Source organism: Clostridioides sp. ZZV14-6150, from assembly GCF_020657875.1.
GTDB lineage: Bacteria > Bacillota > Clostridia > Peptostreptococcales > Peptostreptococcaceae > Clostridioides.
The window spans coordinates 17,116-30,083 of sequence record NZ_JAGWDA010000003.1; the positions used below are offsets into that span (position 1 = coordinate 17,116).

A 12,968-nucleotide genomic window follows, 5' to 3' on the forward strand; every position below is an offset into this window, starting at 1 on the left:
TATACTTGCTTAACTGATATTAAAATAAGAACTATAATAGTGATATAGGGATATAATTATATATATTGCCATAAGTCAAAGACAAACACTGTAGTATTTTTCTAGAGTTGATAAATTTTGAAGCTATATAGACCTATGATTTATATTAAACTATTAAAAATGATTATTATAATTAAATTTTTATAAATAGGGTATATTGTATAGAGTAAAATTTGTATTCATGATTGGAAATAATAATGTAAATATCCAAAGTGTTAAGTATACTGTTATAGAGAAATAACACATGATAGATTATAAAGACAGAGGTGGAAAATGAAAAATAGACTTGATTTAACAGAAGGAAGGATTACTGAAAAGTTACTTAGACTATCACTTCCAATAATGGGGACTTCATTTATACAAATGGGATATAATATGATAGACATGATATGGGTTGGTAAAGCTGGAAGTAAAGCAGTAGCCGCAGTTGGGACAGCTGGATTTTTTCCATGGCTTGCAATGGCATTTATTATGATTTCAAAAGTAGGTGGGGAAGTAAAGGTAGCACAAAGTATAGGAGAAAATAATATAAGCACAACTAAATCATATATAAAATCAGCAGTAGAAATAAATATTATGTTGGCAATAATGTATACTATGGTTTTGATAGTACTCAATAAACAACTAATAGGGTTTTTCAGATTGGGAGATTTAGAAGTTATATCTATGTCCAGACAATATTTAATAATAGTAGCTTTAGGTATGGTATTTTATTTTATCAATCCAGTATTTACAGCAATTTTCAATGGACTTGGGAATAGTAGAACACCTTTTTGCATCAATACAATAGGCCTAATAACCAATATTATACTTGACCCTGTGCTAATTTTTGGATGGGGACCTGCTCCAAAACTTGGAGTTGCAGGGGCTGCTATTGCTACTGTATTTGCACAAATAGTAGTTACTACGTGTTTTCTATATATAATATTTAAGAGTAAAGAGGAGTATTTTAAGATAAAAATCTTCAGAAAAATAGAACTTAAATACTATAAAGTGCTATATAAATTAGGTTTTCCTGTAGCTATACAAAGTGGAATGTTTACAATATTTTCAATGTTACTTGGTGTAATAGTAGCTTCATGGGGACCTGTTGCAGTTGCAGTGCAAAAAGTAGGGTCACAAATAGAAGCAATATCATGGATGACTGCTGAAGGATTGGCTGTTGCATTAGGAAGCTTTGTTGGACAAAATTATGGAGCCAAAAAGTACTCTAGAATAAATAAAGGATGTAAAATAGCTATAATTGTATCTTCTATACTTGGAATAATGACAACCTTAGTATTGATATTTGCAGGTGGAAGTATTTTTTCTGTTTTTATAGATGAAAGTGAAGCAATAGAAAAAGGAGCGATGTATCTTAAAATATTAGGATACTCTCAATTTTTTATGTGTTTGGAAATAATAACAACAGGAGCTTTTAAAGGGTTAGGAAGAACCTATATACCTTCTATAATAGTTACTGTATTGACTGGTGCAAGAGTACCATTAGCTTATTTTATATCTAGACCAGAAATATTAGGATTAAATGGTGTTTGGTGGAGTATAACACTATCAAGTATATTAAAGGGAATATTAATGATAAGTTTATTTATATATCTGCTTAAACTTGGGAAATTATATAAGGTATCTAAATAAAATTTAATTTGTATTAAATGTATAGACATTTTGTTTATTTGTATATAAAATTAACTTATCATATAAAAGTTCGAATTGATGAGGAGTGAATTAAATGAAAGAACCAATTTATAAAGTTATAGAAAATCATGTAAGAGAACTAATAAATTCAGATAGTTTGAAAGAAGGGGATTTAATCCCATCTGAAAAGCAATTAAGCGAAGAATTTAATGTGACTAGAATGACTGTAAGGTCAGCATTAAATAATCTAGTTAAGGAAGGTTATATAACTAGACAAAGAGGTGTAGGAAGTATAGTGCTCGCAAATAAAATATACGATAATATATCTTCTGTAAGTGGATTTACTAAGGAGATGGAAAATAAAGGTTATAAAGTATCTAATATATTGGTATCTCTTGAAATAGTTCAAGCAGATGAAGAATTATCAAGTAAATTGAACATTAGCTTAGGAGAAAATGTATGGGAGATAAAAAGAGTAAGATTGGCAGATGAAACAAGGGTTTCATATATGATTACATATATGCCAGTTAAGTTATTTCCAAATTTAAATAAGATTCATTGTGAAAATTCACTTTATAATTTTGTAGAAGAAGTATGTGGATATAAAATAGCTATGTCAGAGAGAGAAGTACAAGCTGTAATATCAAATGAGGAATGTATGACTAATTTAAAGATTGAAGAGCCAGAAGCACTTTTATATATAAATCAAGTTTGTAAGTTACAAAATAGTGAGGTTTTTGAATACTCACACACATATCATCATGGATATACTTTAACTTTAAGTGCTGTTGTCGAATAAAAATTAAGAAAAAATGAAAAAGTTTTCTTGAAATGTATATACATTTGATATATAATAATATCAAGAAATAAATGTATATACATTTAAAAATAAAATATATACATTAAAATAAAAATTAATAAATAAGGACACTTTAAATGTATAATTTAAAGATATTGTGACTTAAAAAGATACTTAATAAATTCTAATTTGGAGGTAAGAAAATGATAAAAATAATGTTAGCTTGTTCAGCAGGGATGTCAACTAGTTTATTGGTTACAAAAATGGAGGATGTCGCGAAGGAAAACGGTATAGAAGCAAAAATATGGGCTATATCAGAAGTGAACTTAAAAAATGAAATAGAAAATTGTGATGTCTTACTTTTAGGACCTCAAGTTAGATATGTATTAGGAAAAGCAACTGAAATGGCAAAACCACATAATATTCCAGTAGAAGTTATAAATATGATGGATTATGGAAGATGTAATGGGAAAGCTGTCCTAGATAAAGCAGTAGAATTAAATAATTCAAAATAAAATTGTACTGGAGGATGTAAAATGGAAAAATTCATGTCATTTATGGATAAATATATAGTGCCTGTAGCTGCAAAGGTAGGGGCTCAAAGGCACTTAGTAGCAGTAAGGGATGCATTTATAGCAATGATACCTATAACTATGGTAGGTGCATTGGGAACATTGATAAACAACTTGCCATTAGAAGCGTATAAAAATCTGATGGCAAATATATTTGGAGAAAATTGGACTATGTTTGGAGAAGACCTTTGGTGGGGAGCTATAGGTACGATGGCAGTATTTTTAGTAATAGGTGTTGCCTATTTCCTAGCAAAGTCTTATGAAAGTGATGGATTACAAGCTGGTCTTATAGCACTATCTATATTTTTTATAATGGCTCCACAAATTGGTAAGATAGTTCCAGAAGGTGGTACTAGCGCAGTTGAAGGATGGGGAATGATACAACAGACTTACTTAGGAACAGCAGCACTCTTCTCTTCTATATTAATAGGGTTATTATCTGCTGAGATATTTGTAAGATTATCTAAAGTAAAGAAATTAACTATAAAAATGCCAGATGGAGTTCCACCAGCAGTTTCAAGCTCATTTGCAAAGTTAATACCAGGAATGTTAACTATAATGATATTTACTGTAATAGGAATATTTATAAAAATGCTTTCAGATGGAAGTTTCTTAACAGATATTTTGAATACTTACTTAGGAGCACCACTATCAAACGTAGCTGATAGTTTAGGTTCTACAATGCTTATTGCATTTATAATTCATATACTTTGGACTGTTGGTCTTCATGGTGCAAATATAGCACTTCCTTTTACAGAAACAATACTTATGAAATTAGGTGGAGAAAACGCTGCCTTAGCTCAAGCAGGTGCAACTGAAGGATATCATGTACTTGCAGGTTCATTCTTTGATGCATTTGTGTATTTAGGTGGTTCAGGAATGGTATTAGGATTAGTTGTAGCTTTATTAATAGCAGGAAGAAGACGTAAAGAGATGATATTGTTAGGGGGACCTCCAGCAATATTTAATATAGGAGAACCATTAATATTTGGGCTTCCAATAGTTTTAAATCCTATTTTTATGATTCCATTTGTACTTGCACCAGTAGTGTGTAGTGCTGTATCATATTTAGCAATAGATTTTGGATTAGTAGCACCAGTAATTTTACCTAAAATACCTTGGGTAACACCTCCTATATTAGGTGGAGCAATGGCCACAGGTGACTGGAGTGGAGGAGCTTTAGCACTATTTAATTTAATATTGTCAATATTAATATACATTCCATTTGTTATAGCATCTGAAAAAATGGAAGCTAAAAAATTAACAAAAATTAACAACTAGGTAATTTTATTCAACAATAAACAGATAAAGTTCTGTAATATATACTAAATTATAAGTAAGGATGGTATAATGAGATGAAAAATGGGCTAAAAATAGTTACAATTGGAGGAGGTTCAAGTTATACTCCTGAACTTGTAGAAGGTTTTATAAATAGATATAAGGAGCTACCTGTAAAGGAATTATGGCTTGTAGATATAGAAGATGGAAAAGAAAAACTAGATATAGTAGGGAATCTAGCTAAAAGAATGGTAAAAAAAGCTGGAATAGATATGAAAATAAATCTTACTTTAGATAGAAGAGAAGCTTTAAAAGACGCAGATTTTGTAACAACACAACTCAGAGTAGGCCTTTTAGATGCAAGAATTAAAGATGAAACTATTCCTTTATCTCATGGAGTTATGGGACAGGAAACTAATGGTGCAGGTGGGTTGTTTAAAGCTCTTCGTACAATACCAGTTATATTTGATATAATAAAAGATGTGGAAGAATTATGTCCAAATGCATGGATGGTGAACTTTACAAATCCAACAGGAATAATAACAGAAGCTGTATTCAAATACACTAACTTTAAAAAATATATAGGTCTATGCAATGTCCCAATTCATTTAAAAAATGATGTAGCTAAACTATTCAATGTAGAAAGTGATAGAATAAGTATGGATTTTGCAGGTCTTAATCATATGGTTTATGGTCTTAATGTAGCTTTAGATGGAGAAGATGTTACAAATGAAGCAATAGATAAGTTTGTTAAAGCAGATATAAGTATGCAAAATATAAAGGCAATTGATTTTAATGCTGATTTTATAAAATCTTTAGGTGCTATACCTTGCCCATATCATAGATATTATTATAAAACTAAAGAAATGCTTGAAGATGAGTTATTAGAGTTTAAAGAGGGAAAAGCTAGAGGTCAAGTGGTTAAAGAATTAGAAGAACAATTATTTGAATTATATAAAGATGAAAAACTAGATATAAAACCACCTCAACTTGAAAAAAGAGGAGGAGCTTATTATAGTGATGCTGCTTGTAATCTAATAAGTTCTATATACAATGATAAAAAAGACATCCAAGTAGTTAATACATTAAATAATGGGGCTATAAGAGACTTTAAAGATGAGCAGGCAGTAGAAGTAAGTAGTGTAATAACAAAAAATGGACCAAGACCATTAAGTATAGGATATTTACCAGATTCTGTACATGGGTTAGTAAGTCAAATTAAGTCATTTGAAGTTTTAGCAGCCAAAGCAGCTGTATATGGAGATTATGATTCTGCTCTATTGGCACTTTGTATAAACCCATTGATTCCATCTGATGATTTGGCAAAAACTATATTAGATGAAATGTTAGAAGCTCATAAAGATTATCTTCCTAGATTTAATAGATAGTTTATAGAAAGTAGGTTATGGTATGACTAAAATTATAATAAATGCAGATGACTTTGGATATTGCGAAGCTGTGAATTATGGTATAATATCAGCTCATAATAATGGAATAGTTAAGTCTACATCTATGATGGCAAATATGCCTGGTGTAGAACATGGAGTAAAGCTACTTAAAGAAAATAGAGATTTAAATTGTGGAGTTCATATGACTTTAAGTTGTGGTAGACCATTATTGTCTAACTTAAAAACTATTGTTGATAAAGAAGGTTTTTTTATTAGAAGAATTACAGACGAAATTATTAAAAAAATGGATTATGACGAGATTTATAGAGAACTTTGTGCTCAAATAGATAGAGTAAAAGAACTTGGAATAGACATATCTCATTTAGATAGTCATCATCATATTCATACTTTAGTAAATTTAAAACCAATAATAGAGAAAATTGTAAATAAGTATAATCTTCCAATAAGAGGAGGTTTTGAATACGATTTAGAGTATTCAAAAATAGTTCCATTAATAGATAGCTTTTATAAAGAAAATGTGAGTGAAGAATATTTTATAAAAAATATAGAAGAAATAATGAAGTATGATGTAGTGGATATTATGTCTCACCCAGCTTTTTTAGATGATTATATTTTAAATTCTACATCTTATGCAATTGATAGAACGAAAGAGCACAAAATACTTACATCTAAAAAAGTCAGAGAGTTTTTGAGAGAAAATGGATTAGTCATATCAAGCTATAGAGATATTTAGGAGGTAATACAGATGGATGAGAAGATGATAGAAATATCTTTTGGAATAATTGGATTTGCAGGTGATGCAAAAGGTCTAGCTTTTGAAGCTATAAAAGAAGCAAAGAACGGAAATATAGATGATGCTAGAGCGTGCATTGAAAAGTCAAAAGAATCAATTCATAAAGCACATAAATTCCAGACAGAATTAATACAAAATGAAGCTAGTGGTAATAAAACTGAAATGAGTGTTATATTAGTTCATGCACAAGACCATTTAATGACATCTATGAACTTTCAACAACTAGCAGAAGAATTTGTAGATTTGTATGAAAGATTGGAAAGCAAGTAGTCTAATTTAACTATTATGAAAGAGTGTTTTTAATAATTTCTATAATTATTAAAGACACTCTTTTTTATTAGAATAAATTTAAAAGTTATAACTTAGGAATCTCTTATTATTTTATTAATATTTTAAAATTTAGATTTTTCGTAATTGTAAGGTATACTAGTACCAACAACTACATCTTCAATTTTTTCAATAATAAGCCAATCATCCATATTCCCTTGGTGGTCGAAATCAAGAGGTGTTATTTCTTGAACGTTTTCAAACTCAACCAAGCATAAACACTTTTTATGCCAACGAATTTTTTGCTTTTCGGATAAATTTAATTTTGATTGATTTTCATCTAGAACTTTGCAAATTTCGTCTTCTGTTAATTTAACATAGTTGTCTACTTTTTTAACAGTAGCCTTTGCAGAAATTTTTGAAGTTCCTTTTTCCATAAAATAAAGTAATTCTCCTTGAAATACTCTGCTATGTGGTATTTTTCTACCAGCAGCACCTCTAATTACCATCGTCTTAGTTCCCGCTAAAATTTTGTCTAAGACCTTTTCTCCTTTTTTCCCTGCATTATCACAATATACTAAATGTACCACGATTTAAATCCTCCTTACTAAATTACTGTTTTGTACCTTGCATTTTATCATTGTTTAACTGAAAAGTCATTCTATTTATTATATTTACATAAAAAACAGGTATAAAATTTATTGTTAAATAAAAGAAAACCTTATCTGTAGTATATATAATTAAGATTAATTAGGAATTTTTATCCTTTTGCAAAATAATATTGACTAAAACTAGAAAAATGCTATAATAAATATGTGCTTATGATAATCAATATCATATAAGTATAATAAACAAGTAGGAGGAATAATCATGAAAAAAATAAAATCATTAGCAATATTTATATCTATTATAACTACGTTAGTACTTGTTACAGCATGTTCAGATAGTAACACAGATAATAAAGAAAAATCAGATACAAGAGTTGTACAATCTGTTAAGGGAGAGGTGAAGATACCATCAAATCCTAAAAAAATAGTTGATATATCAGGAAGTAGTGAGGAATTATTAATAGCTGGCTATACACCTATTGCAACAGCAAATATAGACTCATATGAAACTGATAAATTACCAAGTTACATAAGAGAAGAACTTAAAGATGTAAAGATAGTAGGTCACTCTATGATGGATACTATGGATATGGAAGCTATATTAGAAGCAAATCCAGATTTAATAATAATGAGTCAAAGACAAGAAAAAATCTATGACCAATTAAAAGAAATAGCTCCTGTAGTCATGATGAAAGATTATGCAAATGACTGGAGAAGTAAGTTAACTGATGTTTCAAAAATATTTGATAAAGAAGACGAAGCTAAGGATTGGTTACAAAAGTATGATGAAAAAGCTACAAAACTAGGTAAAGAAGTTGTAGAAAAAAATGGAGAAAAAACTTATTTACCAGTGTTAGCAAGTTCAGGGCAATTTATGGTGTTTAGTGATGGAGGAATTGGAACTTTAATTAATGATGATATGAAATTAGCTAGACCTAAAAATATGCCAAAGCAAGATGGAATAACATTACCAATGGTAAGTATGGAAGGTCTTACAGATATAGATGCAGACCATATAATTGTGATAGCTACAGAATCAGATAAAAAAGATTTAGAAAATAGTGCTATATGGGCTCAAATAAGAGCAGTAAAAGATGGAAACGTAACAATACTTGATGCAGCTCCATTTTTCAGCCAATCATATAATCCAATTGGAAAAGAGTTGTTATTAGAATCAGTTAAAAATGAATTAACAAAGTAATTCTTAACTTATTAGGTGTGAGATAATGATGTTCATTTTTCACACCTATTTTTAATAAGTTTAAAATTATAAAATACCTAATGAATATTACTGTACTAACAATTAAAAGGGAAAAGGAGGTAGGATAATTGACTACACTTAGTAAAAAAAATCTGACTTATTCGTTGATATTAATAAGTATAGTTGCGCTTGTATTTGGAATTGTATTATCCATAACTATTGGGGCTAAAGATATGAATCTATCGACTGTTATAAGTAGTTTGACAAATATGGAAGATGGAATAAATATGAGAATAGTGAAGGATGTTAGACTTCCAAGGGCAATAGCAGCAGCACTTGTTGGAGGATTTTTAGCAGTTTCAGGTGCTATAATGCAAGGAATAACAAGAAATCCTATAGCTGAACCTTCTGTTATAGGAATTACACAGGGAGCTACATTTGCAATTGCAATATCATTAGTACTTCAACAAAAATTTCCTAAACTTATACATGGGAGCTTTAGCATAATGATATTTGCATTTATTGGAGCAAGTATAAGTGGTTTATTTATATATTTTATAAGTTCCAAATCAAGAGGAAGAGTTAATAACGTAAAATTAGCTCTTGCAGGGGTAGCTCTTGGAACATTGTTAATTTCTTTGGCATCTGCAATATCCATGTACTTTAATCTATCTCAGCAATTAAGTTTTTGGATATCAGGAGGACTTGTAGGCGTGACGTGGGAAGGTATAAAGCTATTATTTATAGTTGGAGGTATTGGATTTATACTATCTATGATTATGGCCCCAAGAATAACTATCCTAAGTCTTGGAGAAGAAGTGGCAATAGGGCTAGGACAAAAAACTGACATTGTTAGGTTTATATGTATAGTCTTAGTAATATTAATGACTGGAGCATCTGTCTCAGTATCAGGTAATATTATTTTTATAGGTCTCATAGTTCCTCAAATAGCTAAAGGAATAGTAGGCTCAGATTATAAGTATATAATACCAAGTTCTTTGGTTCTAGGAGCTGTGCTACTTGTATATACGGATATATTAAGTAGAATGATAAATCCTCCATATGAGACTCCAGTTGGCTCTATAACTGCTCTTATAGGAGTTCCAATATTTATATATCTTGTTAGAAAGGGGAATAAATAGGTGCTATGAAAAATATTATAAAAACAAATTCTAAAACTTTACTTGTTATATCAATTTTGATGGTACTTATTTTTATTGCTTTTCTAGTTAGTTTAAATTTAGGTTCATTTTCTATAGAACCAATGGATGTTATAAAGACTTTTATAGGTCAAGGTCAGCGTAATCATGAAATTGCAATATTTAAACTGAGATTACCAAGAATAATAATAGCGTTATTGGTTGGTTCAGCATTATCAACAGCAGGTGTAATACTTCAAGGAGTTACAAAGAATGATTTGGCTGACTCTGGAATTTTGGGTATAAATTCAGGAGCAGCATTATTTGTAGTTGTTTATATATATCTTATGAATGGTAATGTTTATGAAGGCATGAGTAATCTCACTGTATTTACAATGCCAGTTGTTGCACTTGTAGGAGCTTTGTTTGGAGCATTTTTGATATATTCTCTTGCATGGAAAGGTGGAATAAATTCATCAAGGTTACTACTAATTGGTATAGGCGTAAATATCGCTTTTACTTCAATTTTGACGATATTTCAATTAAAATTTACAACACAAGAATTTAATAGAGTTATGGTATGGACATCAGGTAGCATCTGGGGAACTAGTTGGAAATATGTAATAGCTGTACTTCCATTTATAGTGATTTTTATGGGAATAACTATGTATAAGGCTAAGTATATAGATGTCTTGAACTTAGGTGATGAAGTGTCTACAAGTCTTGGTGTAGATGTAGAGAAGCAAAGAAGAAGACTCATAATATATGCAGTGATTTTATCTGGTGTATCAACATCCGTAGCAGGGAGTATTTCGTTTTTAGGTTTAATAGCACCACACATAGGAAGAAAGATAATAGGTCCAAGACATAAAAGACTAATACCAGTATCAGCGTTGATAGGTACATTATTACTTTTAGTGGCAGACACTATATCTAGAAATATTCTTGCTCCTATAGAAATACCAGTAGGTATAGTTGTCTCTATAATAGGAGTACCATACTTTATTTATTTAATGTTGGCAAATGATTAGGAAAGGGTGTTGTTATGAATTGTATAAATACTAAAAATCTAAATGTATCATATGGAAATACAGATATTATAAAAGATTTAAATTTAAATATACCAAAAGGAAAGATAACTACTATAATAGGGGCTAATGGTTGTGGAAAGTCTACAATACTTAAAACAATAGGAAGAATTATTAGCCCTAAAAATGGAAATATATATATAAATGGAGAAGATATATATAAGAAAAAATCTAAGGAGATAGCGAAAAGTATGGCTGTACTTCCACAAAGTCCTCAAGCTCCTAGTGGTCTTACTGTTTCAGAGCTAATTTCATATGGAAGATTCCCTCATAAAAGTGGATTTGGAAATTCTAGTAAAGAAGACAGAGATATTGTAAATTGGAGCTTAGAGGTTACTGGAATTTCAGAGTTTAAGGATAGAAGTATGGAAGATTTATCAGGAGGACAAAGACAAAGAGCATGGATAGCTATGGCTTTGGCACAAGAGACTGATATACTTTTATTAGATGAGCCTACAACATATTTAGATTTAGCTCATCAATTAGAAATACTAAAATTATTAGATGAATTAAACAAAAAACAAGGAAGAACTATTGTCATGGTAATACATGAACTTAATAACGCAGCACGATTTGCTGACCACATGATAGGTATTAAGAAAGGTAAGATAGTTTGTCAAGGTAATGCGTACGATGTTATGACAAAAGATAATCTAAAGGAGTTGTTTAATATCGATGCAGAAATAGCAACAGACCCAAGGACAAATAAACCAATTTGTATAACTTATGACATGGTATAAATGGTGACAACATGGAAAATCAAGAAGCATTAAGACATGAAAAAATATGGATTTTATTATTTAGGTATTCAATACCTGCAATAATAGCGATGATGGTAACTTCACTTTACAATGTAGTAGATAGAGCTTTTATTGGCTCTATGGAAGGAGTTGGGTCTATAGCTATTGCAGGACTTGGTGTAACTATGCCAGTATTTACACTAATAATAGCTTTTGGAATGTTAGTATCAGTAGGTGCTAGTACAAGCTTATCTATAAAGTTAGGAGAAAAAAATAAGAAAGAAGCAGAAAAAATATTGGGTAATGCCCTTACACTATCTATAATTATATCTATAATTATAACTGTATTAGGATTAGTTTTTTTAGAAGACATACTTTTTCTTTTGGGAGCAAGCAAAGATTCAATATCTTATGCAAAAGACTATATGAGTGTTATATTGCTTGGAACTCCATTTAATCTAATTGCATTTTCTTTAAATAATGCAATTAGAGCAGAGGGAAATCCTAAGTTAGCAGCTAGAACAATGATAGTAGGTTGTATACTAAATTTGATATTAGACCCAATATTTATATTTGTGTTTAACTTAGGTATAAAAGGTGCAGCTATAGCAACTGTACTCTGTCAAGTCGTGGTATTTATTTGGGTAGCACATTATTTTATAAGAGGGAAATCTAATTTAAAATTAAAAAAATACAATTTAAAATTAGATATAAATATAACAAAAAAAATATTTGCAATAGGTATGACACCATTTGCAATGGAAGTAGCGATAAGTATAACTCATGTACTTACTAATAATTCTCTAAAGGTTTATGGTGGAGATTTGGCTATTGGAGCTATGACAGCTCTTACATCTATTTTGTTGATGTTTATGATGCCTGTATTTGGTCTAAATCAAGGTATGCAAACTATAATATCATATAATTATGGAGCAAAGCAATTTGACCGTGCAAAGAAAACCCTAATACTGTCTATCTTAGTATCTATAGTTATATTATCTTTTGGATTTTTAGTAGTGCAGGTATTTCCTGAAGTATTTGTTGGCATATTCAACAAAGATTCAAATCTAATGGAAATAGCTGTAAGAGGTATAAATATAAATTTAATCACCTTGCCTATAATGGGGATTTCTATTGTTGGACCTGTGTATTTTCAATGTGTAAGTAAAGTTAAACATTCTATGTTTTTGACTCTTTTGAGACAGTTTATCTTATTTATACCATTGATTATTGTACTTCCAATTCGATTTAATTTAGATGGGGTTTGGTTAGCACAGCCAATTGCAGATTTTATTGCTATGATAATTGTATTATTGTTCTTAAGAAGAGAATTTAAGATGAATCAAGCCTAAAATATTGAAAAATAAAAAGTCCTGTCTCAAAATGATTAAAATCATTTT

13 protein-coding genes are annotated in these 12,968 nt (G+C 29.9%); 12 read left to right on the forward strand and 1 reads right to left on the reverse strand.

Translation table 11 applies throughout. The annotated features are described in order from the left end of the window. Positions 1-312: 312 nt before the first annotated feature. From KGF41_RS04955 to KGF41_RS04985, 7 genes are all read left to right on the forward strand, one after another. Complete coding sequence (locus KGF41_RS04955) at positions 313-1,674, forward strand: MATE family efflux transporter (RefSeq protein ID WP_227842540.1); 1,362 nt, start codon at positions 313-315, stop codon at positions 1,672-1,674. Positions 1,675-1,768: 94 nt separating this feature from the next. Continuing rightward, a complete protein-coding gene (locus KGF41_RS04960; RefSeq protein ID WP_227827676.1) occupies positions 1,769-2,473 on the forward strand; it encodes a GntR family transcriptional regulator in 705 nt (234 codons plus the stop codon). Between the two features lie 203 nt (positions 2,474-2,676). Continuing rightward, a complete protein-coding gene (locus tag KGF41_RS04965; protein WP_227856422.1) occupies positions 2,677-2,988 on the forward strand; it encodes a PTS sugar transporter subunit IIB in 312 nt (103 codons plus the stop codon). 21 nt (positions 2,989-3,009) lie between these two features. Continuing rightward, a complete protein-coding gene (locus KGF41_RS04970; RefSeq protein WP_227842541.1) occupies positions 3,010-4,326 on the forward strand; it encodes a PTS transporter subunit EIIC in 1,317 nt (438 codons plus the stop codon). Positions 4,327-4,400: 74 nt separating this feature from the next. Continuing rightward, positions 4,401-5,711 carry a 6-phospho-beta-glucosidase gene (locus tag KGF41_RS04975; protein WP_227842542.1) on the forward strand — a complete coding sequence of 437 codons (1,311 nt, stop codon included), beginning with the start codon at positions 4,401-4,403 and terminating at the stop codon, positions 5,709-5,711. 22 nt (positions 5,712-5,733) lie between these two features. Continuing rightward, positions 5,734-6,465: a chitin disaccharide deacetylase gene (gene chbG, locus KGF41_RS04980; protein ID WP_227827672.1), complete on the forward strand. Its 732-nt coding sequence runs from the start codon at positions 5,734-5,736 to the stop codon at positions 6,463-6,465. Between the two features lie 12 nt (positions 6,466-6,477). Continuing rightward, a complete protein-coding gene (locus tag KGF41_RS04985; protein ID WP_227827671.1) occupies positions 6,478-6,795 on the forward strand; it encodes a PTS lactose/cellobiose transporter subunit IIA in 318 nt (105 codons plus the stop codon). A gap of 122 nt (positions 6,796-6,917) precedes the next feature. On the opposite strand, the gene KGF41_RS04990 is transcribed toward KGF41_RS04985, so the two are convergent. Continuing rightward, positions 6,918-7,382 (reverse strand): hypothetical protein, encoded by a 465-nt coding sequence (locus KGF41_RS04990; RefSeq protein ID WP_227827670.1) that lies wholly within the window; start codon positions 7,380-7,382, stop codon positions 6,918-6,920. Positions 7,383-7,662: 280 nt separating this feature from the next. On the opposite strand from KGF41_RS04990, the gene KGF41_RS04995 reads away from it, so the two are divergent. The 5 genes from KGF41_RS04995 to KGF41_RS05015 all read left to right on the forward strand — a co-directional run bounded on the left by KGF41_RS04995 (position 7,663) and on the right by KGF41_RS05015 (position 12,920). After that, positions 7,663-8,601 carry an ABC transporter substrate-binding protein gene (locus tag KGF41_RS04995; RefSeq protein WP_227827669.1) on the forward strand — a complete coding sequence of 313 codons (939 nt, stop codon included), beginning with the start codon at positions 7,663-7,665 and terminating at the stop codon, positions 8,599-8,601. A gap of 128 nt (positions 8,602-8,729) precedes the next feature. After that, positions 8,730-9,743, forward strand: coding sequence for a FecCD family ABC transporter permease (locus KGF41_RS05000; RefSeq protein ID WP_227827668.1), 1,014 nt, complete (start codon positions 8,730-8,732; stop codon positions 9,741-9,743). Positions 9,744-9,748: 5 nt separating this feature from the next. Then, entirely contained in the window at positions 9,749-10,771 is a 1,023-nt protein-coding gene (locus KGF41_RS05005) for a FecCD family ABC transporter permease (RefSeq protein WP_227827667.1), read from the forward strand. Positions 10,772-10,785: 14 nt separating this feature from the next. After that, positions 10,786-11,568 carry an ABC transporter ATP-binding protein gene (locus KGF41_RS05010; protein WP_227827666.1) on the forward strand — a complete coding sequence of 261 codons (783 nt, stop codon included), beginning with the start codon at positions 10,786-10,788 and terminating at the stop codon, positions 11,566-11,568. An 11-nt stretch (positions 11,569-11,579) separates the two neighbouring features. Beyond that, positions 11,580-12,920, forward strand: a complete 1,341-nt coding sequence (locus KGF41_RS05015; protein WP_227842543.1) for an MATE family efflux transporter — start codon at positions 11,580-11,582, stop codon at positions 12,918-12,920. Positions 12,921-12,968: the final 48 nt, after the last annotated feature.